Here is a 22,061-nt window from a genome sequence, read left to right on the forward strand (position 1 = left end):
GCATCACTCACAAGGAGCAGTCGCGTGCGCGTCTTCGTCACTGGCGGGACCGGCCATTCCGGTTCGTACATCATTCCCGAGCTCGTCACCGCCGGGCACGAGGTCACCGGCCTGGCCCGGTCGGACACAGCCGCGGCGGCGCTCTCCGCGCTCGGCGCGAAGGTCCGCCGCGGCGACCTCCAGGACCTCGACGGACTCAAGGAGGCGGCGGCAGACTCGGACGGCGTCATCCACGTCGCGCACAGGCAAGACCTGCTTCCGTCCGGCGGGATCGACGCCGTGGCCGCCGCGGAGATCCCGATCATGCTCGCGTACGGCGAGGCGCTCGCGGGAACCGGGAAGCCGTTGGTCGCGGCGGGGAGCATCGGCTCGCCCGGGACCGGGCGGGACCTGGGCCGACCGGCCACCGAGGAGGACCCGGCCCTTCCCGTCGGTGATGAGCACAAGGGAACCCTGCGGGCTCGTAACGTCGTGGAGACCGCCGTCATCGGCCTCGCCGAGCGGGGAGTGCGGTCTTCGGTTGTGCGGATTGCCAATATCGCGCACAGCACGACCGATCGTGCCGGCTTCCTCCCCACGCTGATCGCCCTGGCGAAGGAGAAGGGCTTCGCCGGTTACCCCGGCGACGGCGCGAACCTGTGGAACGCCGTGCACGTCCGCGATGGGGCCGCCTTGTTCCGCATGGCGCTGGAGAAGGGCCCTGCCGGCAACTACTGGCACGCAGTTGAGGACGGGGGCATTCCGTTCCGCGAGATCGCCGCGGCCATCGGCAGCCGCCTGGGTCTGCCCGCCGTGAGCGTGCCCCTGGACGAACTGATGCTGCCGGGAAATTTCGGGTTCCTCGCGAACGTAGCCACGCAGAGCTACCCGACGTCCAACCTCATCACCCGCCGGACCCTCGGCTGGGAACCCGGCCAGCCCGGCCTCCTCGCCGATCTGGACAACGGCCACTACTTCTCCGCCGACTGAACAACGTATTGTGAACACCATCTGCGGGAGCGCTCCCATATAGTTGCGGATAGTGCTGATAATCCGTCACGTTCAAGCTGCGGTCACGCGTCGACCGCACTCTGGAACGGGGTGGGTCCGGGGGCTGGTATCCAGGTTGTGAGGAGTGCTGCGGGCGAGTTCTGCCGAACGCGCTACCTGCGAGTGTCAACCGTGCGGTGATAATTCCGGACGGGCGAATCCATATTTGTCGATGTACTCCGCGGCGCTCCCGCCGCGGACTCTCACAAAGGAGTCATCGTGCGTCTGGTATGGCAGCTCTTGGCGGTTGCGGCGGTCTGGATCCTTGGCAATCTGGGCACGGCTGCGGTGAAGGACAACCCCTGGCTGGCGCTCGTCGCTGGCCTGCTGACGGCTGTCGTCGCGGTCCTGGTCTACGGCTGGGTGGTGCGGCGAACCGAGCACCGGGCCCCCGTCGAGGTGTCGCTGAAGGGAGCAGGTGCCGGAATCAGCTGGGGCACGCTGCTCGGCATCGCGCTGTTCGGGGCAGTCATCGCGAACATCGCCTTCTTCGGTGACTACACGATCAACGGCCTGGGCACGCCGGCGAGCGCCGTCGCCCTGCTCGGTGTCATGGCGGGTGCCGCCGTGACCGAGGAGCTGGTCTTCCGCGGTGTCCTGTTCCGGAACGTCGAGCGCTGGACCGGAACCTGGATCGCGCTCGCGCTGACCGGCTCGCTGTTCGGCCTGATCCACCTGCTCAACGCAAACGCCACCCTGTGGGGTGCCATCGCTATCGCCATCGAGGCAGGTGGGATGCTGACCGCCGCGTACATCGCCACCCGCAAGCTGTGGGTGCCGATCGGTCTGCACTTCGGCTGGAACATCGCCGCGAGCGCCATCTTCAGCACCGAGGTGTCCGGCAGCAACACCGCGCAGGGCCTGCTGGACGCGACGATGTCGGGTCCCGCGCTGGTCACGGGCGGCGACTTCGGACCGGAGGGCAGTATCTACGCGGTGGTGTTCGGCGTGCTGGCCACCGGCGTGTTCATGTGGCTGGCCTACCGGCATGGCCACGTGGTCCCCGTCCGTCGCTCGGCCCGTTCGGACGTGGCCGCCAGCCTCTCCCGGTGACCAAACTCCGGCGGGGTCCTGGACCGGTGGCGACAGCTCGACGTCACGCCCGGGATCTGCCGATCGCACTCCCGCCGAAACGCCTGCGACAAACGGCGAGGCTCCGCAGACATGACGTCCCTGCCGATCGTCCTGACCCACGGCTGGCCCAGCACTTTCCTGGAGCTCACCGACCTCGCCCGGCGTCTCGCGGAGCCGTCGAAGCACGGCGGCGACGCGTCCGACGCGTTCACGGTCGTCGTCCCCTCGCTGCCCGGCTACGCGTTCTCGCCGCGACGTCTGGCCCTCCCGCCGACGCTCCAGACTCACCAGGTCTGGCACCGGCTCATGCGGGACGAGCTCGGCTTCGACCGGTACGCCGCCCACGGCGGCTCCACGCTGAAGAAGCCGTCGGTGACGTCGCTGAGGTCCGCGCCGCGGAGGTCCGCACCGTGCAGGTCTATTCCCGGTAATGCCCCGCCGGGAAAGTGGTTCCGCGAAGCTCGGCGCCGGGAACGAGTCGGCCGCGGAAGTCATCGGTCTCCATGGGTCGAGCATGACACTGTCCGGTCGTGCTGGGAATTGGCGACGTGGAGGCCGGTCGGAGGAACATTCCGCCCGGCTCGCCTGGCCCCGGCCGACGGAACCCCCTCACGGCACCATCGCCACCCACCGAGAGTGTGTCGGTTCGATTCTTTCGGCCGATTGAACGCCGGGCGCCGCGCTGTGACACTCGGGGGATTGTCCGTGAAGTTCGCGGGGAATTCATGGGGCTGCGTTCGTGACCGACGGGCTGTTCCAGGGCGTGGCCATGAGTTTCGCCAAGGAGGGTTCTGTCGATGAGAAAAAACAGGAGCCGGTTCGTCTCTGCGGTGATCACGCTGGTCATGGCCGCCGCGACAGCGGTGGTGGCGCCGACGGTCAGCACGGCCGATACCGAGCTGTTGTCGTGCACCGGCACCGGCACCAACACCTACCAGCCCGGTGTCACCCTCCAACCGAGGACCGTCGCGGTCTCCTCCAGCGCCCACTACGAACCCTGCGTCTCGACTGGTTCACCGGCGATCACCTCCGGCGGCTACCAGGCGAACGCGACCAGCGTCGTGTCCTGCCTCGCCGGCAGCTTCGCCATCACGGTCACCATCACCTGGAACACCGGCGAGACCACCACCGTGACCGCCATAGGCATCATCGCCCAACGGCCCGCCAACGAGGTCGTCGTGGTCTACCAGGGAACGGTGACCGCGGGCAGGTTCACCGGCGCCACCGTCGTCATGACCGCCGCCCTGCTCAACACGACACCCGCGCAATGTCTCACCCCACAAGGCGTCACCGCGACCAACGGCCCCGCCACGATCGTCATCACCCAGTTGACTTGACCGGCACCAACGCGGCCGGGCAGACAGGTAGGCGGTGGGGTCCGTCGATTCCGCACGGACTCTGACGCCCACCGGAACCGGCAGGGACCGGGGTCGGCCTGGAGCACCCAGCGACATCAATCGAGCAGGACGTCGACCTCGTGTTCACCGCCACGAACGCGGGCGCGGACAAACCACAGGAAAGATCATCGAACGGCTGCTCGGCGAGCACCTCGGCATCTCCGTGATGACCGCCCGCAGACACCGGCGACCATGGCGGCGCTGATGGCCGGGCACGACATCGTGGTCGTGCCGTCGCACAGTCCGTCGACACGCTTCTCGCCGTTTCGCCCGACCGCAGGCGGTTCCGCCCGCGACCATCCTCCGGCAACTCGAGGAACTGATCTGGCACCATCAGCCGGCAACGCCGCGGTCCCGACCCTCGTCGACCGCTGACGAGCACACACCACGCTCAGGCCAGGTCGGGCCGAGTGCGCCAGACCAGGGTCAGGGCTTGCATGCCTTGTTCGGCCAGCTGGACAGCTCTGGGGGAACCGACGGGGCCCAACTGCCCCAGACCGGCGACGCCGTGCAACATCCCCCGGGCGAGCTCGCAGGTCTGCAAAGGATCACGCACGGCGATGCCCTGGTTCGCGGCCCACGTGGCCACCAATCCGACGACCAGTTCGATCACGGGGGTGGCGGCCCGGAAACGTTCTTCGGCATCGACGAAGGTGTCGTTCATCAACCGGTACAGGTGCGGGCTGCCGGCGGCGAACGCCACATAGCACCGCGCGGCCTCGATCAGTCGAAGGTCGCTGTCGGTCACATCGCGAACCGCCTCGGCCATCCGCAGGCGCAGACGCTCGTGGCCGATCTCGACCAGGGCCAGCAACAAGGCGTCCCTGTTCACGAAATGCTGGTAGACCATCGGCGCCGTCTACTCAACCTCGCTGGCGATGCGCCGGACGGTCAGGGCGGCGACACCCTCCCGCTCCAGTACCTCCAAAGCGACTGTGACGAGACGGTTGATACCGCGATGTGAACAGTTGGGGTGCGGCCGAGCCCACCCGCCGTGACGTCACGTCCCAGACCACACGGGGTTGCAGTTCACCACGCAGGAAACCAAGCGGCGTGTTCTGGAGCTGTACGAGGGCGTCAACCTGTTCACGGTCGTGCCGCATGCCACGACCTCACCGGGAACAACGGGCCACGACCCTGCGATCAGCGCTGGTCGGGAGCAGATTTCCGCAGCACACGCGGTGACTCAGGCAACCAGGGAGGCGTGCGCGGCGACGACCTGCCAGCCCGCCGGGGTGTTGGCCCACGTCCGGGTGTAGCGCATCCGGACAGCGAAGGGCTGTCCGCCGACGGTGCCCGCCACCGAGCCAAGGAACCAGGTGACCCCGAGGTGCGGCCCGGCCAGCACGCGCAGATCCTCCTCCTCGACGCTGGTCAGGACCTGCTGCCCGGACCGGTGAGCCGCCAGGTCGTCCTCCTTCGTGAGCAAGGACCCGTCCGGCCCGGTGAACAGCACGTCGTCGGCGAGCAACTCAATCAGTACCGGCACGTCCGAGGCCAACTGCGCGGCCTGCAAACGGCGCTCAGCAGTTCTCAGAGACGCGACGGGGTCGTCCATGTTCATCACCCGCTCCACTGTGCCGCACCCCAGCCGCCGGGGCGCGGCGTTCTGCCGAAAGCAGCAAGGACCGGCTCGAGAACACAAACCTCGAGAGGCGTGACCTGTGCGAGATTGTGCGAAACCTCCTCACGACCTTGCGGTGCTCGATGCCGAGGCCAATGACCAGCACACCTGGGTAACCACATCTGGCTAGGCCCCTTACACCTGAGCAAAACGTGCGTTGAGCTTCCCCCGTTGCCCGGACACCTTGGCGTTGCCCCGGGACAACTCGCGGCTGATCGTGGACGGCGCGCGACCCAGCACACGAGCGATCTCGCGGACACCCCCGCCAGCGGCCCGCCGACAGCTGATCTCCTCCCGCTCCGCGAAAGACAACCGTGCGGTCAATTCCCCGGCAACAGGCACAGCCTCAGGCATCACACCACCAGCCTGGCGGAACCACCGCCACGCCACCGCCTTCGACACACCGGCCCCACACGCGGCGTGCTCAACCACCTCACCAGCACGAATCCCAGATCAGAACCGACGCCGAACCTCGACCGGCAACCCAGGACGACCCCTCATCACGCCTCACCTCACGAACAGGTGTTGCACCGACCGGGTGAATCCGCCCCTCACCTGAAGTCCTGCTCAGCCATGGCGAAGAGGATCGAAGCAGTCGTGACCACACCTTCTCCCCAGGGCGGCCTGCCGAGGAACCGGAAATTCCGCCCGAGCAGATCGGAGACCTTTGCCGCAGCTGAATCGCCGATCGGGGTGCGGTGCCGACGGTGCCGACGGTGCAGCCGCAGCCCGGACAAACGATCCCGCGCATCCTGGCGACGCGTTTGTGGTTGACCAGGTGCCCGGCCTCACGCAACTGGGCGGTGACACGCGGGACGCCGCAGGTGCCGGCCGAGTCGCGGTGGATCACGCGGATCCGGGCGGCCAGACAGTCGTCGCCGGCGGCACGGGCCGCTTGCCGGCGGCCAGGTCGCCGTGTACGAGGTCCCCTACATGGGTGACGACGTGATGGTGAAGCACTGGTCGGAGTACGTCGACCGGTTGACCGCAGCCCTCGCGGACGACCGGCGTGCGGACGCGATCGCCCTGTTCATGTGGCTCGCAGGCTCGTCCGACGACGACATCGCCGCGGCGCGTGGCTCCTCGTTCTGGCCCGGTCTGCTGGCGCTCTCCCCCACCCTCGCCCACGACGCGGCCTGCCTCGGTGCCGGGCCGCCGCCCGTCGCCCGGCTGGCCGCCATCACGCAGCCGACTCTGGTGGCGACCGGCGGGGTTCCTGATCCGCACATGGGTGGGCTGCGACCCGGGTTCTTCGACCAGGCAGCCGACGCGATCGTGGCCGCGCTCCCCAACGGCGAACGCCGGGTCGTCGAGGGCCAGTCGCACGTCGCCGACCCGTTGGCGTTCGCGGTCGTGCTCGCGCGGTTCTTCACCCCATGAACCCTCGCTCGGTTCGTTCCCCGGCCAGTGCCCGGACCCGTTCGATGGGTGCGCAGGGTTCGCAGGTCCACAGCCGTGTCACCCCGTCGGCGTGGGCGCTGACCAGGCGCTGCGCGTCGCGGCCGTAGGTGACCGACGGCGCCATCGGCCCGCTCCAGCGCATGACGACCGGCGCCTGACCCGCGCCGACGGGCCAGAACCTGACCGTCTTGTCGCTGCCCGTGCTCGCGACCCACCGGCCGTCCGGGCTGTACGCCACGTCCCACACCTCACCCTCGTGCCCACGCAGGACGACAGGCGGCCTGGCGGCGTCCCACAGCAGCACCGTCCCGTCCTGTGCCCCGGCGACGATCCGGGTGCCGTCCCGGCTGAACTCCGCGTTCCGCATGCTCCGGTCCGCGTCCAGCACCCGTCGCAGCGCACCCGTCCTGGTGTCCCAGACACGCAGGGTGCCGTCGTCGGACGCGCTCACCAGCCGCCTTCCGTCGGCGCTGAACGCCGTGCGGCGCACGAAATGCCGGTGACCGCGCAGCACCGTTGGCCGGGTGGACTCGCCGACCCGCCACAGGCGCGGGAACCCGTCCGGGCCGGAGCCCGACACCAGAAGGCCGTCCGGGCTCAGCGCCACTCCCAGCGCGTCCGGGCTCGACGGTTGGCTGAACAGCACCCTGCCGCTCCCGGTGTCCCACACCCGGATGACCCAGTCCTCGGCGAGCGCGGCGGCCCGGCGGCCGTCGGCGCTGACGGCGACACCGAGCACCGTGGCCGGACCGCCCCGGAGGACCGTCGGTGCCTCGTCGGACGCGGTACGCCAGACCCGCACGGTCCCGTCGTAGCCGCCGCTGACCACGGTCTTCTCGTCCGGGGTGACGGCCGTGTCCATCGCGGGACCCCAATGGCCGTCGGGCAGCGCGAGCACCTCGCCGCCTGCGGGATCCCACACGCGCAGGGTGCCGTCGACCCCGGCGCTGATCAGGCGTGTGCCGTCGGGGGCGAACCGCACCCCCGCGACCCCGCCCTCGTGCCCGCGCAGCACGAACGGGTCGGTGCGCGCGGTCGTGTCCCAGAGCCGGAGCGCACCGTCACCGCCGCCGGTCACGATCGAACGGCCGTCCGGTCCGAACGCCACCGACGTGAGTTCGCTGGTCTGGCTGTCGAACACCGTCGGCGGCCCCTCGCCGCCGAGCTGCCATACCCGCAGCGAGCCGTCCCGGCCCGCGCTGGCCAGCTGACCGTCGTGGCTGAAGGCCAGCGCCTTCACGTGGTGGGTGTGGCCGGTCAGCACCTCGGGCCCGGCCGTCGTCGCGACCGGCCAGACGCGGATCACCCGGTCGTCCCCGCCGACCGCGAGCCGCTGCCCGCTCGGGTCGAACGCCAGGCTCAGCACCCGGCCGGGCACGGTGAGCACCCTCGGCGCGGTGGCCGCCGGCGCCCACAGGCGAACCGTGCCGTCGTCACCACCGGTCGCCAGCTGCCCGGACGGGCCGAACGCCACGGCGTTCACGTTCCCGGTGTGGCCGGGGAAGGTGCGCTGCCGGGCACCGGAACCGACGTCCCACACCGTGGCCGCGCCATCCGAACCCACGGTGGCCAGCAGCCGGTCGTCGGGGCTGAAGTCGACCCCGGCGACCGGGCCGCCGGTGGTCAGGACCGTCGGTTTCCTGCCGAGCACGTCCCCGTCGCGATCCCAGATCCGGACCGTGCCGTCGAAGCCGGCACTCGCCAGCTTGGCGCCGCTGGCACTCACGTCGAGGCCGGAGAGGTCGCCCTGGCCGGTGTCCAGCCCGACGCGGCCCCGGGAGTCGGCCACCGCCTGGCGCAGCACCGCCGCCGCCTCCGCCGACGGCGACGTGTCGAACGCCTTCATGGCCAGTGACAGCCCGAGTTCCGGCTGCCTGGCCAGTTCGGCGCGGGCGGTGGCCACCTGCCTGCGGTGCTCGGCCAGATCGCGTTCGGCCGCCACCCGGCCCGCCTGCACGACGGCCAGCCCGGCGAGGAGGCTGACCACCACCAGCGCACAGCTCAGGCTCATGACGAGCACGTTCCTGCGACGCCGTGCGGCCGCCTGCTCACGGCGCGCCCCGGCCCTGCCGGCTTCGAGGAACGCCTGCTCACGGTCGTTGAGCACGGTGTCGGGTCGCCGTTCCCATGCGGACAGCCGGGCACCGCGGTAGAGCAGTCCCGGGTCCCGCTCGTGGCTGTCCCAGTCGGCTGCGGCCTCGGTCAGCCGCCGGTGCAGGTGCAGTGCTTCGCGGTCCTCCGTCAGCCACTCGCGCAGCCGGGGCCAGGAGCCGATCAGTGCCTCGTGGGCGATCTCGACGGTGTCACGGTCGAGGGTGAGCAGCCGCGCGGCCGCGAGTCGTTCCAGTACCAGGGCGAGATCCGCGTCCTGGCTGTCGAGTTCGGCGCGGGTGACACGGCGTTTGGTGTCCTCGGTGCCCTCACCCAGCGCGGTCAGCCGCAGGAACAACGCGGCCGCCACCTGCTGCTGACGGGGTTCGAACGAGTCGTACACCGCTTCCGCGGTCTGCCGCAGGGCACCGTCGATGCCACCGGCCGCCTGGAAACCTGCCAGTGACAGGGAGTTCCCTCTGCGCCGCAGCCAGGTTTCGCGGAGCGCGTGGGAAAGCAGTGGCAGGACACCGGTCTCGCCGTCGGCGTGGGTGCACAGGGTGGCCTGCAAAGCGGATTCCACCGAGCAGCCGACGCGCGTCGCGGGTTTCGTGATCGCGTCGCGCAGTTCCTGTCCCGACATCGGGCCGACCACCACCTGGTGGTTCTGCAGCACCTCGACCAGTTCCGGGTACCGGCTGCAGCGGCCGTAGAAGTCGGCGCGAATCCCCAGGACGATCCGCACCCGGCTGTTCTCCTCGGCCGCCGCGGTCACGAGCGACTCGATGAACCGGGAGCGTTCCCGCTGGTCGCGGCAGAGCGTGAAGACTTCCTCGAACTGGTCGACGACGATGATCACCTCGGCGTCGTCCGGCCGGTTGCTGAGCGCCTGCCGCACCAGCCGGTGCAGACCACGCGGCCCCTCGGCCAGTTCGCCGGCCAGCATGGCCGGGCCCGCGCCGAGCGGGGCGGCGAACTGGATCGCACATTCCTCGACCGGGTGCTGCCCCGGCGTCATCGTGATGACGACCGACTCCCCGGCCCGCAGTTGCGGCAGCAACCCCGCCCGCAGCAGCGAACTCTTCCCCGCACCCGAGGCGCCGACCACGGCGACGAGCCGATGTGCACGGACCCGTTTGCTCAGCTTGTCGACGAGATCCTGCCTGCCGAAGAACAGGTCCGCGTCACGTTCCTGGAACGCGCTCAAACCCACATAAGGCGCCCGCGCGTCCGGGTCGGGCGGCTCAGGTTCCTTCTGCCGGGCGATGTCGGCGGCGACCTCGTGCCAGCGTTGTTCCCATTCCCCGGCATCACCGTCACAGGCACGGACATAAGCCAGCGTGATCGCCAGGCTGGGCAGTTTCTGCCCACCCGCCGCCGCCGACAACGCCGAAGCGGACACATGCGCCCGCGCGCCGAGCTCCCGGTACGACGGCTGCCCGGCCTTGGCCCGCAACCTCCGAAGATCCCCCGCGAACCGCCGTAGTACGTCGTCCTCGTCGCCCAATGGGCGTTCCCCACGCGGCAATGCGCTACCCCCGTCCCCCACTGCGATTGTGCACGATCCGTTGTGCACCGTCCAGCGACCGATCGTGCACAACGGATCCGCGCTAGACACAGCAGGTACACGACCGAAAGGGAGCGATTGTGCGCAAGATTCTCGTGTTGCTGGCCGGGGTCATCACGGCGGCCAGCCTGATCAGCGGAGGCGGTGTGGCCACCGCGGACACCCTCACCGTCCAGGGCTGCTACGACAACGCGAAGCCCTACAACAAGTACATGGACGAGGCGTACGCGCCCAGCGGATTCCCCAGAAACTGGTTCACAACGACGTCGAACTGCGGCGACATCAACATCCTCACTGCCGCACAACGAAACGTAAAGGTCTGTTTTCTCCCCTCTCAGGGTGGGATGTCTTGCCAACTTAAGTGGACATTGACCAAACCCAGCGCCTGGACCGTGGTCGCCACCGGCGTGAAAGACGGCACACGATTCGGATTCCAGTTCAGCACCGCCGGCGCCAACAGCGGTCACTACGCAGCCTGATCACCTGATCGCCGACGGCCGCCGCCTTCCTGGGGGAGGCGGCGGCCGTGTGCTTTGGGTATGAGGGGAGATGTACGGGCGGCGACTAGCTTGAGTTTAACGTGCTGGGCCTGATGGCTGACCCCTGTAGATCATGGACGAAGCCCTTGGTTGATCATTCCTCTGCGACAGAAGGACGACCACGACCAAGGGCTTCTGTTGATCAGTGTGCACGACACCGGCTCTGCCGGTGTGTCCGGGGACCTCACCCGCTTCCGCCAGGAGCTTTACCGGTGCTTGTCCAGGCGGGGAGATGCGTTGTTCGAGCTGGTCGATGCGGTGTTGTGCGCGGACGGGCCGGTGCGGTCGTTGCCGGAGTTGTCCCTGGTAGGTGAACACCGTCGCGGACACGGCAGCCTGTATGCGGGCCTGGCGCGTGGCCGGGTGGACGCCGACCGGCTGCGACGTGCTCTGGCGGCTGGGCCGTTGCCGCGGGCGGCGGATGGCCGGCTGGTGTTGGCGGTCGATGTCACCTGCTGGCTGCGTCCGGAGGCGCATACCTCGCCGAAGCGGATCCTGTGCCATACCTACGGACGCGGCAAAGACACCCACATCATGGTGCCCGGCTGGCCCTACTCGATCGTCGTGGCGTTGGAGACCGGCCGCAGCTCCTGGACCGCGCCAGCCCGGCGACCGAGAAATCCTGCTGGTGGCCGACGCGGGCTATGACGGTCCCCGGCTCGCGTTCCTGTTGGCGGACCTGCCAGTGGTCGTGCTGGTTCGGATGCGCTCGGACCGAGTGCTACGCCGCTCCACGCCAGCGCGCCTGCCGGGCACCATGGGGCGGCCTCGCCGCCACGGCGACGAGTTCGTCTTCGGTGACCCCGCCACCTGGAGCGAGCCGGACGTGACCACACGTACTGACACCCGGCTTTACGGCCCAGCACTGGCCCGCGCCTGGAACCGGCTGCACCCACGCCTGACCCACCGCACCGCCTGGACAACCCACCTCGGGAAGCTCCCCATCATCGAGGGAACCGTGATCCGCCTCGAGGTCGACCGGCTGCCATCCGGCGCGATCCCGAAACCGGTCTGGCTCTGGCATTCCGCCACCGATCTCGATGCCACGGTGGTTGACCTTCTCTGGCAAGCGTTCCTGCGGCGGTTCGACATCGAGCACACCTTCCGCATGCTCAAACAAACCCTCGGCTGGACCACGCCGAAACTCCGCACGCCCGAGCAGGGCGATCGCTGGACCTGGCTGCTCCTGGCCGCCTACACCCAACTCCGTCTCGCCCGCGATCTCACCGCGGACCTACGCCCCCTGGGAGAAACCGCCCGCCCTGGCCGACTGACCCCGGCCCGGGTCCACCGCGGGTTTCGGCACCTCCGCACAACAATCGGTACACCAGCCAGCGCACCGAAACCCACCCGACCAGGCCCAGGACGCCCCACCGGACAACCCAACCAACGACCAGCCCCACGACACGACGTCCACATCGCCACCAGCGCCGACACACCGACGACCCGCAGCAGCAAAAACCACGTCCAGCACCCCCCGACCCCGCCGAACACGTTAAAACTCAAGCTAGTGTTCAGCGATCGGCGGCTGCCCCGACGGGGAACAGGGCGAAGTCGTCGAGGCTCAGTTCGGCGAACAGCTCGGTGTGCGCGGCGCCGGTCCACGGCCAGACGATCGGCAGTCCGGCCCGGTCGGTGAACCAGCTCGAGCACGCGACGAAGGTGGTGTTCGGCAAGGCTTCGCGCACCGTGTCGCAGAACCGGAGGGTCGCCGCTGTGGTCGGTGCCAGCGCGACCCGGCGCGCACGAATCACGTCCAGAAGCCTGAGCAGATAGCCGACCTCGTCGGCGAGTATGGCCGGCGCCGGCACCACGTTGACCGGCGCGAAGGGCCCGTTCAACAGGAAGAGGTTCGGCATGCCGGGCAGCGCGACGCCGCGGTACGAGTACACGCCGTCCGCCCACAGCTCGTCGACGGTCACACCGCTGATGCCCTCGACGCGCATCGGCCGCATGTAGGCGTGGCTGTCGAAACCGGTGGCGAAGACGAGGACGTCCAGGTCGTGTGCGCGGCCGTCGCCGTCGATCACGCCTGCCGGGGTGATCCGGGTCAGCGGACCGGTCACCGGCGTCACGTTGGGTCGTTGAAGCACCTGGTAGAAGTGCTCGGACTTCGGGATGCGCCGGCAGCCGACCTCCTCGTCCGGGGTCAGCCGCGCGCGAAGCCCGGGGTCGCGTACCTGGCGGGCCAGCTCGGCGAGGTACCGGCGCCGCATCCCGTCGCGTTCCGGGCCCGGCGCCAGTCGCCAGCCTTCACCGCCCTCGGCCCGGACCTTCATGGCGCGCAGCCGCCGGTCCCACAGCCGCCCGGCTCCGGGCAGCGCGGGCACCATCCGCTCCCACCACGAGATGGCCGGGTTCGGGCGCACCATGATCCACTGCGGTCGACGGATGAAGTGTGTGACCTCCACGCCGCGCATGCCCAGTTCGGTGACGATCTGAACGCCGCTCGAGCCGGCTCCGATCACTCCGACCCGCCGCCCGTCCAGTTCGACCGAGTGGTCCCAGCACGCGGAGTGGAACGCCGGCCCGGCGAAACTGTCGCGTCCCGTGATCGACGGCAGGACAGGCACCCGCAGGAAGCCGGTCGCGCTCACCACAACGTCCGCGGTGAACGTCCGCCCGTCGGCGGCGTCCAGTACCCAGCGACCGCCGTCGTACCGGGCCGCGCGGATCTCACAACCGAACCGGACGTGCTCGACGATGCGCCGGCCGCGAGCGAGCCGCACGAGGTAGTCCTGGATCTCCCGGCCCGGGGCGTACCGTCGAGACCAGCGGCGGCCGCGCGCGAACGGGAGCTCGTACCCGCGCGTGACGACATCGACGTACAGACCGGGGTAGGTGTTGTCCCGCCACGTGCCACCAACCTCGCGGGCTTGCTCGTAGACCGTGTGACAGATTCCCCGCCGACGCAGCTCGTCGGCCAGGAACAGTCCCGCGATACCGGCGCCGATGACGGCCACCTCGAAGGGAGGACCCACGTGGCTCCCTCCTCAGACGGCCCGACGTCCCGCCCACACGACCACCGCCTCGTACCATTCCTCCCCCTGTATCGGCACCACGGTCACCTCGCACGCCTCCAGCCCACGTGTTTCCAGTGCATCGGCAACGAAATCGGTGGACAGGAACGTGGTGTCATAGCCTTTCTCCGCGATGGCGTCGGGTGTACGCAACCAGTTCGCACCGATCACCGTCCCTCCTGGAGCGACGCGGGTCGCCGTTTCGTTGATGCTGCGGTGAAAGTGGTCGGGGCCGTCGGCCAGACCGAAACAACCGAACGCGGTGACCAAGTCATAGGTCGAGCGTGGCACCGCGTCCGGCCACGTCTGGGAGAAGTCGAACACCAGGTAACGCCAGCCAGCATCGCGAAAGCGAGCGAGGTGCCGTTCGTCGCGGCCGTACATCGCCAAGGCGTCGCGATAGCACCGCGGGACCCGGGATGAACGCACGATGCGATCCAGCACCACCAGTGCTTCGACCGACGCGTCCACCACGGTAATCGACGCGACCTCTTCCAAAGCACAGCACCAGAACAGTGTGGACGTTCCCGCGCCGAGATCCAGCCATTCGCCACCCCCGCCCCACCTGTCGAGAGCGGCGAGGATCTGCTCGGTTCCCATCCCGTGCGCGAGCGGGCCGGAGAAGTTCTTCTGTGCGTACGTGTTGAAGTAGGCCAGGCTGGCGCGGTCGACGTTCAGGTGCTCCCAGTCCGTGATCTCCCGGAAGCCGGTCTCGTTGGAGAACTCCCGGGTCGACTCGGGTATCCAGCCGGTGACCTCTTCCCTGGTGTACTGGCGAACCATGCCTCTCACTCATTCCCGGGTGCTCGGTTCTCGAGTATGAAGATCATTCGTGGGTCACCGGCCTCGTAGGGCTTGAAGGCGTAGTCGCCGTACAACGCGGCGCACCGCAGGCCAGACCGCGCCGCGAGACGCAGGAAACTGTCGCGGTTGTGCCGCCGGTACCGCACCGACGCCCGCCAGCCGCACACACCGGCACCCGCCTCGTCGAGCGAGTAGTGGAAGTCGATCGTCACCGTGCCATCGTGGTGGTGACGTTGGCGACGACGGCGTGTGCACACTCCGCCAGCTCCGTCCGTGACACGGCGCCACTCGTCGACCCAGACATCGTCGGGGACGCGCCTGTCGTAGTAGCCGAGAGCGTAGGGCGAGCCGTCCACACGCGCCGAGAAGTCGGCGAGATCGACAGCGATGAAGCCATCGTCCTCGAGCCGTCGCGCGAAGCCGCGCAACGCCTGTACGGCTTCGCCGTCGTCGGTCAGGAACTGGAAGCCTTCCCGGATGACGAAGACCGCGTCGAACCTCTCGGCGAGATCCAGCGCACGCATGTCGGCGACGACAGGCCTGACGCGTGGTCGCGGTGAGGTGCGCGCCAGCTTTCGCCGGACCAGCGCGATCATGCTTGGCTCGAGGTCGACCGCGGTGACGTGCTTCCCCAGTGCCGCAAGATAAAGCGCACGCGTGCCCGACCCGCACGGCAGCTCCAGTATGGTGTCGGCGCCGTCCGCGAGCGCCGCCCAGAACGACAGGTCGTTGTCATCCGTGTACTCGACGTCGTAGATCTCCGACCGGCGCGAGTAGTCGTTGACCACGCTCATATCAGCGACGCCATCCCGGGGGCGCCGGCGAACGACTCCTTGAGGTAGGGGTGGGTGATCCTGCCACCCTCGACGATCTTGCCTGTGGTGAAGAACGCGTTCTCGCGTTCCGCGTAGATCGCGTCGCCGAGCTCGATCAGGTACGGTGTGACGTTGCGGCTCTTCGCCTGCGAGGCCGTGCGCGGCACGCGCGAAGGGATCCGGTCCATCTTGTAGTGCAGGACACCGTCCACCTCGTAGACCGGGTCGTCGAACGAGCTGGTGCGATGAAACGTCGGCATCCAGCCGACGCCGTCACCGTAGCCACACGTGACGTCCATCAGCAGCGACCCCTTCTTCATCATCGCCAGGTGGCGCTTCTCGATCATCGGCGGCGTGTCCTCCGTGGCTATCAGGATCGCGCCCATGACGAGATCGGCTTTCCGTAGTTCCTCCTCCAGCACGTCCGCCGAGTTCAGCCGGCACGTGACGGTGGGCCCGACGGTGGCCGCGAACTCCCGCAGGCGGGTACGGTCGCGCCCCAGGACCGTGACCGCACATCCCATGGCGGCGGCCGCGCGTACCGCGGCTCCGCCGACCTTGCCATGACCGATGACCAGCACCCTGGGGTCGTCCGCTCCGGGAACGTGTGCGAGCAGTACGCCTGAGCCGCCGAAATGTGCCTGCAACAGGTAGGCACCCTGGATGAAGGCGAGCTTGCCGGTGATCTCCATGTCCGATCGCGGCAGTGGCACGACGTGGTCCGGCGTCACGCAGTACTCCAGCGAGTACGCCGTCATGCCGGACTCGCACATGAGGCGAACCATCTCCACCTCGCCCTCGGCATGGAAGGAGGAAGCCAACGTCAGGCCCGAGCGGAAGTACCGGAAATCCTCCGGCTGCGGCGTCTTGTACTTCACGACATAGGCCGCACGCCAGACGTCGTCGCGGGACACGACGCTCGCCCCGTTGTCCGCGAACTCGGCGTCAGCTATGCCCAGCTCGGCACCCGTCTTCGTCTCGACCCACACGTCGAACCCTGCCGCACGGTACGCAGGCACCTCGCTCGGCACGACCATGCATCGCGCTTCGCCGGGGTACCGCTCACGCGCGAAAGCGATGATCTTGGTCATCGGGCACCCGTCCCGTTCCTCGCGCCCGTCGCCGGTGACCGCCGGACGAACTCCGGATGTGTTTGGGGTGTCGCGAGAAGGCGCTTGTGCTCACTGATGTCGATACGTCCCGGTTCGAAGATCTGCTGGAACGCCAGCACGCACTTGTAGGGATCCAGCGAACCGCAGAAGAAGACGTCGACCGCCACCATCTTCTCCTCGTGCCATGTGTTCACGCAGATGTGCGACTCCGCGAGAATGGCGAACCCCGTCACTCCGCCGTCGTCGCCGAACTTCCTGAAACAGGATTCCAGCAGTGTCGCCTTCGCATACCGGACCGCCAACTCGACGGACTTTCCGACCGCTGCCGCATCGTCGGTGTTCTTCGCGTCCCACATGTCGATGAAAAGGTGGGTGCCCGCGCTGATCCGGTTATCGCCCATCCGGTGGATCGCACCCTTGGGTTCTACGAGCGTCATACGTCCCTCTCTCCGTCGATCTCAGCTCGCCCTTCGACGTCGCGACACGATGTCCGTGGCGGTGATGATGTCCCTGACCTCGCTCATTCCGGGGGTGCTGCCACCGGCGACCGGATAGCACTCTGACGACTCGCCGAAGTGGCGCAGCAGCGGCAGCATCGGGCCGCGACCGACCGCCCAGTCCAGGTACCTGTACTCGGGTGCGACAACGGAGTCCCGAAGTGGGTGCTGGGTCGCCCAGTTCATGGAGATGGCGCCGAACATGTCCTGCCTTCTCCACTCCGCCAGCTCCGTGAAGAGGAGATCTCGTTCGTAGCGCCCCTCGCCCAGCCCAAACAACAGTGACAGTCCCACCGTGATTCCGGCATCAGCCAGGATGGTCAGCGCCCGGTCGGCGCGCTCCATCCATGTGCCGTTCTTACCGCCGATGTTCTTGTGGAGCCCGCCGACCACATCCGGCAGCGGGGTCTCCAGCCCCATGAAGAGGTACTCCAAGCCGAGTGCGGACATCCGGTGTGCGAGGTCCGGGCTGCGCACGATCTGGTCGATCGTCGCCTGACCACCCAGGCGTATCCGCACCGGTTCGGCTTCCATGCACTGCTCGAACTGGCTGACCAACCTTGCGTTCCAGCCGAGCAGCGTCGAGTCCTCGACGAACGCGCTGGCGTCCGACCCCGGGGCGTGGTCTTCGTCGACGACCCGGCGGGCGCTCGACAACTGCGCGTGCAGGCGCGTTCCACTGGACCTCATCTGCCGCGGCGCGCCGACCACACTGATCCGCTCGCTGCAGAACGCGCAGTCGTAGATGCAGCCATAGCCGATATCGCTGAACACGTGCGCGGTGGGCGCCCCGCCGAACACGTCGAACGCCGCGGTGATGCCGAACATGGCGGACGGTGACGGCATGCTGTGGTAGTCGATGGGAACGTTCCCGCCGGACACCACGGCGACGCTGCCGCCGCTGACGGAGCCGGCGATCCAGGTGCCGGGACAGTCGGTGAGCGCATCGAGGTGCAGGCGTGCCGACCGCGCGGGCATTCCGCGTTCGTCCAATGAGGACACCAGCTCGCCGAGCCGGGCGATGACGTACTCCCCGTCTCCGGAGACAACGACGTCGAATACCTCCTCCGGGATCTCTTCTTCCGCCATCAACCGAAGCGGCGAGGAGACGTGGTGTGCGACCTTCCCCGGCTTTCGCCCGGCATAAACGGTTTCCGTGGCATGGCGTCCACCGAGAACGATGCACACCGAGTCACCGAGGGCCGCACGCACCATCTCCGCCGTTTCGATGGCGCCCCTCAGGCAGATGGTCATCGCGCCGATCAGCACGAGGTTCGGTCTGACCCGCACCAGGGCACGCTGCATTCGCTGTCGTGCCTCGGGGAGACTCCAAAGCAGGAGTGTCGTCTCCCGGCGCTGCTCTCGACCGCCGCCCCAGTTGCTGTCACCCCAGGCGCCCCGGCCCTGCGCGGCGAGCGAGGCCGCGTACCGGCAGGCGTTGTACAAACTGGCGGGGTCGGAGCTCGACAACGCCTTTTCCCCGACATCACCTTCGATGAATTGCGGCGCGGCACAGGCCACCACCCGCAGTGTCATGAGCATTACCTCCTGAAATGTTGCCGACCCAAGGAAATGGGCGACATCCGGAAATCGCGAAGGTGCCGCGTCCTCGTCATTCAGGTCTAACAGCCGGAGGTTTAGTCCGGGTTCGGCCGCGATCCGGTTCTGGTTTCGGGGACGTGTAGGCACAGGTTGGTTTGCCCCACATGGCTGTGGGTATGACCTCGGACAGTGCGTCAAGCTTGATCGACAGTCTGCGACGTTCGTCTGGGGGCAGGCGTGAACTTCGAGATCCTGGGGCCCTTGCGGGTCGCGGACGGGCACGTACGGGTCAGTGCGAGCAAGCACCGCACCCTGTTGGCCCTGTTGCTGTGCGAACACGACCACGTGGTGACCGTCGACCAGCTGGTTGACGAGATCTGGCAGGAGAACCCGCCCCGTTCGGCGGTCAACCTGGTCCGTCAGTACATCTCCCACGTACGGAGGAAGCTCGGCTCTTCCGGTGCGTCCGCCACGAGCTCCCGGCCCGAACTAGTCACCTACTCGTCGGGGTACTCGCTGGATTTGCGTGGAAGCTACCTGGACCGGAACGTGTTCGAGGAGCGGGTCGCTGTCGCCCAGCGGGCGGCGGCCCGCGGCGAGACGGACTCGTGTGTCGTTGCTGTGACCGAGGCCCTGGACCTGTGGCGTGGACCGGCACTGATCGACGTGTCGTGCGGTCCGCGGACCGTCGCCGAAGCCCGGCGGTTGAACGGACGGCGCGCATTCGCCGAGGAGATGCGCATCGAGGCGAAGCTGGCGGTCGGCCGCTACGCCGAGACCGTGGACGAACTCGCGGCGCTCGCCCTGGTTCACCCCACCCGGGAACGGTTGCGTGAGCACCTGATGCGGACCTTGTACGCACTGGGCCGTCGAGCCGAGGCCCTCGAGGTCTACCAGGAGGGCCGGCGTGCACTCGTCGACCGGTTGGGCATCGAACCGGGAACCACACTGCGGCGGCTGGAGCAGGAAGTCCTCAACGACAACCTGGCGCTGCGGTCCCGACCAAGACAGGAACTGGTGTCGAGACCGCGTCGCAGCGCCATACCACGACAGTTGCCGGCCAGCCACCACGATTTCATCGGCAGGGTCCGGGAAACCGAACACCTTGTGGACCTGCTGAAGCCTTCGGTGGGCGGTCTGCCGCTCGTGGCGCTGTCCGGACTCGCGGGGATCGGTAAGACCGCCCTCGCCCTGCATGTGGCGCGACGGGTACGGGACTCGTTTCCCGGCGGCCAGATGTTCGCGCGGCTGAGTGCCACCGACGGCCCGGTGCCGACGGCCAACGCCCTCCTGAGTTTCCTGCGCGCGCTGGGCGTGAGCCAGTCGGACGTACCACCTGGCCTGTACCAGCGCGCCGAACTGTTCCGCGGCATCACCGCCGACCGTCAGATCCTCGTCGTGCTCGATGACGCTGGCAGTGAGTCCCAGGTACGGGCCCTGCTCCCCGGCCCAGGTGCGAGTTCCGTGCTTGTCACCAGCCGCAGAACGCTGACCGGGCTCGACAGTGCCGTCCACCTCACGTGTGGCCCCCTCGACGCCGACACCGGGCTGGCGATCCTGGGCAACCTCGCAGGGCGGCAGCAGCTGGCGCAGGACCCGAAGAGCAGCAGCGAACTCGTGCGGTGGTGCCGCGGTCTGCCGGTGGCGTTGTGCGTCATCGGCGCCAAGCTGGCGGCGGAGCGAGGCCTGACCGCCAGGACGCTGCTGGCCACGCTGTCCGGCAATGGTCAGCTGGACGAACTGCAGCTGGGTGAACTGGATGTCCGCGCCCGGATCGCGTCAAGCCACCGACGACTCGGCGCTGCCGAACGTGACCTGCTGGGCCGCCTCGCCGCGAGCGCGCGCCCCGTGGCTGGTGGAGACGATCTCCCCCAGCCCCTCGGCGAGCTGACGCCGTCGGACGAGGCACTGCTGGAAGGGCTGGTCGCGAACCACATGGTGGAGGTTCTGCCTTCGCCGGGCACCGGTGCCGGGTACTTCCGGCTGAACTACTTCGTTCGGCTGTTCATCGAGCAGCCCCGGACAGGCAGGTGAGTGTTGGTGTGTGGCATCGTAGCGCTCCACAGCGCCGCCGACCCGGAACTCGGGCCGCAGATGCTGCGCCGGATCGCCCATCGCGGCCCCGACGACGAGGGCATGGTCCGGACAGACGGCGCGTGGCTAGGGCATCGTCGACTGTCGATTGTGGACATCGAGGGTGGCGCGCAGCCCTTGACCCATGATGGCCAGTACCTCGTCAGCAACGGCGAGATCTACAACCACCGGGCGCTGCGCGCTGGTCTGACGGTCGACAACGTGGGCACCGGTTCGGACAACGAGGTCATCCTGCATTCGTTGCTCACTCGCGGAGGTGCCGCGCTGGCGGGCTTGCGCGGCATGTACGCCTTCGCCACGGCAGGAAGCCGGCACCCATTCCTCGCCGCACGCGACCCGGTCGGCATCAAACCGCTCTACTGGGCGAGGATCGGCGACACGGTGTTGTTCGCCTCGGAGATGAAGGCGTTCGAGCGGGTGCATCGCCCGTGGGTGGAGCCTTTTCCACCCGGCCACTACTGGACGCCGTCCTCGGGCCTCGTCCGCTTCGCCCACGTTCTGCCGCCCGACCCGCCGTCCTCGGCCGCCGGTGACGTCGCGGGGTGCTCCCGGCGGGTCAGAGACGCCCTTGTCGCGAGCGTGGAAATGCAGATGATGGGTGACGTCCCGGTCGGCGTCCTGCTGTCCGGTGGGCTCGACTCCAGTGTCGTCGCCGCGATCGCCGCACGCTGGTACGCGCGGCGCGGACAGCGGCTGCTGACGTTTTCCGTGGGCACCGAGGGCTCGGACGACCTGCGAGCCGCACGCGAGGTAGCCGCCCACCTCGGCACCCGGCATTTCGAACGGGTCTACACGGCGGGGGACGCTGTGGCCGCCGTCCCGGCGGTCATCCGGGCAGTCGAGCACTATGACCCGGCGCTCATCCACAGTTCTGTGGCCAACTACCTGCTGGCCGAGCTGGCCAGCGAGCATACGAAGGTCGTGCTCACCGGGGAGGGCTCCGACGAGGTGTTCGCCGGGTACGAGTACCTCCACCGCTTCGCGGGCGACGACGGCCTCCTCCACGCGGAACTCCAGCGGATCGTCGGCCTGCTTCCCAGCCTCAACCTGCAGCGGTGCGACCGCACCTCGATGGCGTTCGGGCTCGAGGCTCGGGTCCCGTTCCTGGACTCAGGGCTCATCGCTCTCGCCATGACCACCCCGATCGCTCTGCGCAGGCCGGATTTCGGCGGATGCGAGAAGTTCCTGTTGCGATCGGCGTTCTCCGGCTGGCTGCCCGACGGTGTGTTGTGGCGGCGCAAAGTCCAGTTCGGCGCGGGCTCCGGCATGTCCGAGGTGCTCATGTCCCGGATGAGTTCGACGGTGTCCGAGGCGGAGTTCCGCGCGGCGCGTTCGACGGTCGAGCCACGACTGCGCAACCGGGAAGAAATGGCGTACTACCGCCTGTGGCGCGACGCTCTCGACGGCATCAGGACATCCGCGCTCGGTCAGTCCCCCGTCATGTCGTGACACGGG

General features: G+C 68.5%; 18 protein-coding genes and 1 pseudogene. 8 read left to right on the forward strand and 11 right to left on the reverse strand.

The window, feature by feature from the left end; all coding sequences use genetic code 11:
- Positions 1–24 precede the first annotated feature (24 nt).
- From FHR82_RS11810 to FHR82_RS11820, 3 genes are all read left to right on the forward strand, one after another.
- Positions 25–969 carry an SDR family oxidoreductase gene (locus FHR82_RS11810; RefSeq protein WP_184810297.1) on the forward strand — a complete coding sequence of 315 codons (945 nt, stop codon included), beginning with the start codon at positions 25–27 and terminating at the stop codon, positions 967–969.
- A gap of 279 nt (positions 970–1,248) precedes the next feature.
- On the forward strand, positions 1,249–2,082 hold the full coding sequence (locus tag FHR82_RS11815; RefSeq protein WP_184810298.1) for a CPBP family intramembrane glutamic endopeptidase: 834 nt from the start codon (positions 1,249–1,251) through the stop codon (positions 2,080–2,082).
- Between the two features lie 818 nt (positions 2,083–2,900).
- Positions 2,901–3,440 carry a hypothetical protein gene (locus FHR82_RS11820; protein WP_184810299.1) on the forward strand — a complete coding sequence of 180 codons (540 nt, stop codon included), beginning with the start codon at positions 2,901–2,903 and terminating at the stop codon, positions 3,438–3,440.
- A gap of 451 nt (positions 3,441–3,891) precedes the next feature.
- Here FHR82_RS11820 and FHR82_RS11825 read toward each other — a convergent pair whose 3' ends face one another.
- From FHR82_RS11825 to FHR82_RS47970, 4 genes are all read right to left on the reverse strand, one after another.
- Entirely contained in the window at positions 3,892–4,350 is a 459-nt protein-coding gene (locus FHR82_RS11825; protein ID WP_184810300.1) for a TetR-like C-terminal domain-containing protein, read from the reverse strand.
- Positions 4,351–4,686: 336 nt separating this feature from the next.
- A complete protein-coding gene (locus tag FHR82_RS11830) occupies positions 4,687–5,076 on the reverse strand; it encodes a nuclear transport factor 2 family protein (RefSeq protein ID WP_311771020.1) in 390 nt (129 codons plus the stop codon).
- Positions 5,077–5,259: 183 nt separating this feature from the next.
- Positions 5,260–5,478, reverse strand: coding sequence for a helix-turn-helix domain-containing protein (locus tag FHR82_RS47965; RefSeq protein WP_376706401.1), 219 nt, complete (start codon positions 5,476–5,478; stop codon positions 5,260–5,262).
- Positions 5,479–5,557: 79 nt separating this feature from the next.
- Positions 5,558–6,115: an IS3 family transposase gene (locus tag FHR82_RS47970; protein WP_376706402.1), complete on the reverse strand. Its 558-nt coding sequence runs from the start codon at positions 6,113–6,115 to the stop codon at positions 5,558–5,560.
- Between FHR82_RS47970 and FHR82_RS11845 the strand changes: the two genes are divergently transcribed.
- A complete protein-coding gene (locus FHR82_RS11845; RefSeq protein ID WP_184810302.1) occupies positions 6,058–6,504 on the forward strand; it encodes a hypothetical protein in 447 nt (148 codons plus the stop codon). The two genes, FHR82_RS47970 and FHR82_RS11845, sit on opposite strands and share 58 nt — an antisense overlap.
- Here FHR82_RS11845 and FHR82_RS11850 read toward each other — a convergent pair.
- The gene (locus FHR82_RS11850; RefSeq protein ID WP_184810303.1) at positions 6,494–10,123 is read right to left on the reverse strand and encodes an nSTAND1 domain-containing NTPase; all 3,630 of its coding nucleotides are present in this window, start codon (positions 10,121–10,123) and stop codon (positions 6,494–6,496) included. The genes FHR82_RS11845 and FHR82_RS11850 overlap by 11 nt on opposite strands.
- A gap of 140 nt (positions 10,124–10,263) precedes the next feature.
- Between FHR82_RS11850 and FHR82_RS11855 the strand changes: the two genes are divergently transcribed.
- Both FHR82_RS11855 and FHR82_RS47975 read left to right on the forward strand, forming a co-directional pair.
- Positions 10,264–10,662 (forward strand): hypothetical protein, encoded by a 399-nt coding sequence (locus FHR82_RS11855; protein ID WP_184810304.1) that lies wholly within the window; start codon positions 10,264–10,266, stop codon positions 10,660–10,662.
- Positions 10,663–10,980: 318 nt separating this feature from the next.
- Positions 10,981–11,863, forward strand: a pseudogene (locus FHR82_RS47975) (transposase); the annotation flags it as partial.
- A gap of 373 nt (positions 11,864–12,236) precedes the next feature.
- Here the strand turns inward: FHR82_RS47975 and FHR82_RS11865 are convergent.
- The 6 genes from FHR82_RS11865 to FHR82_RS11890 are packed head-to-tail and all read right to left on the reverse strand — an operon-like array spanning position 12,237 to position 18,506.
- Positions 12,237–13,703 (reverse strand): flavin-containing monooxygenase, encoded by a 1,467-nt coding sequence (locus FHR82_RS11865; RefSeq protein WP_184810305.1) that lies wholly within the window; start codon positions 13,701–13,703, stop codon positions 12,237–12,239.
- A 12-nt stretch (positions 13,704–13,715) separates the two neighbouring features.
- On the reverse strand, positions 13,716–14,525 hold the full coding sequence (locus FHR82_RS11870) for a class I SAM-dependent methyltransferase (RefSeq protein WP_184810306.1): 810 nt from the start codon (positions 14,523–14,525) through the stop codon (positions 13,716–13,718).
- 5 nt (positions 14,526–14,530) lie between these two features.
- Positions 14,531–15,340: a class I SAM-dependent methyltransferase gene (locus FHR82_RS11875; RefSeq protein ID WP_184810307.1), complete on the reverse strand. Its 810-nt coding sequence runs from the start codon at positions 15,338–15,340 to the stop codon at positions 14,531–14,533.
- The gene (locus tag FHR82_RS11880; RefSeq protein ID WP_184810308.1) at positions 15,337–16,452 is read right to left on the reverse strand and encodes an NAD(P)-dependent oxidoreductase; all 1,116 of its coding nucleotides are present in this window, start codon (positions 16,450–16,452) and stop codon (positions 15,337–15,339) included. The genes FHR82_RS11875 and FHR82_RS11880 overlap by 4 nt, the downstream gene beginning before the upstream one ends.
- Positions 16,449–16,910, reverse strand: coding sequence for an adenosylmethionine decarboxylase (speD, locus tag FHR82_RS11885; RefSeq protein ID WP_184810309.1), 462 nt, complete (start codon positions 16,908–16,910; stop codon positions 16,449–16,451). The genes FHR82_RS11880 and speD overlap by 4 nt, the downstream gene beginning before the upstream one ends.
- A gap of 21 nt (positions 16,911–16,931) precedes the next feature.
- Positions 16,932–18,506 (reverse strand): B12-binding domain/radical SAM domain-containing protein, encoded by a 1,575-nt coding sequence (locus FHR82_RS11890; RefSeq protein WP_184810310.1) that lies wholly within the window; start codon positions 18,504–18,506, stop codon positions 16,932–16,934.
- 243 nt (positions 18,507–18,749) lie between these two features.
- Here FHR82_RS11890 and FHR82_RS11895 point away from each other — a divergent pair, with 243 nt between their 5' ends.
- Both FHR82_RS11895 and asnB read left to right on the forward strand, forming a co-directional pair.
- Positions 18,750–20,546, forward strand: a complete 1,797-nt coding sequence (locus tag FHR82_RS11895; RefSeq protein WP_184810311.1) for an AfsR/SARP family transcriptional regulator — start codon at positions 18,750–18,752, stop codon at positions 20,544–20,546.
- 6 nt (positions 20,547–20,552) lie between these two features.
- A complete protein-coding gene (asnB, locus tag FHR82_RS11900) occupies positions 20,553–22,055 on the forward strand; it encodes an asparagine synthase (glutamine-hydrolyzing) (protein WP_311771021.1) in 1,503 nt (500 codons plus the stop codon).
- Positions 22,056–22,061 lie beyond the last annotated feature (6 nt).

Source organism: Actinophytocola algeriensis (assembly GCF_014203735.1).
GTDB classification, from domain to species: Bacteria; Actinomycetota; Actinomycetes; order Mycobacteriales; family Pseudonocardiaceae; genus Actinophytocola; species Actinophytocola algeriensis.

Excerpts from the sequence above, each read along its gene's own strand:
- FHR82_RS11820 (WP_184810299.1), top strand. The coding sequence starts at position 2,901 with ATGAGAAAAAACAGGAGCCGGTTCGTCTCTGCGGTGATCACGCTGGTC.
- FHR82_RS11825 (WP_184810300.1), bottom strand. The coding sequence starts at position 4,350 with ATGGTCTACCAGCATTTCGTGAACAGGGACGCCTTGTTGCTGGCCCTG.
- FHR82_RS47965 (WP_376706401.1), bottom strand. The coding sequence starts at position 5,478 with ATGCCTGAGGCTGTGCCTGTTGCCGGGGAATTGACCGCACGGTTGTCT.
- FHR82_RS11845 (WP_184810302.1), top strand. The coding sequence starts at position 6,058 with ATGGGTGACGACGTGATGGTGAAGCACTGGTCGGAGTACGTCGACCGG.
- FHR82_RS11870 (WP_184810306.1), bottom strand. The coding sequence starts at position 14,525 with ATGGTTCGCCAGTACACCAGGGAAGAGGTCACCGGCTGGATACCCGAG.
- FHR82_RS11875 (WP_184810307.1), bottom strand. The coding sequence starts at position 15,340 with ATGAGCGTGGTCAACGACTACTCGCGCCGGTCGGAGATCTACGACGTC.
- FHR82_RS11880 (WP_184810308.1), bottom strand. The coding sequence starts at position 16,452 with ATGACCAAGATCATCGCTTTCGCGCGTGAGCGGTACCCCGGCGAAGCG.
- speD (WP_184810309.1), bottom strand. The coding sequence starts at position 16,910 with ATGACGCTCGTAGAACCCAAGGGTGCGATCCACCGGATGGGCGATAAC.
- FHR82_RS11890 (WP_184810310.1), bottom strand. The coding sequence starts at position 18,506 with ATGACACTGCGGGTGGTGGCCTGTGCCGCGCCGCAATTCATCGAAGGT.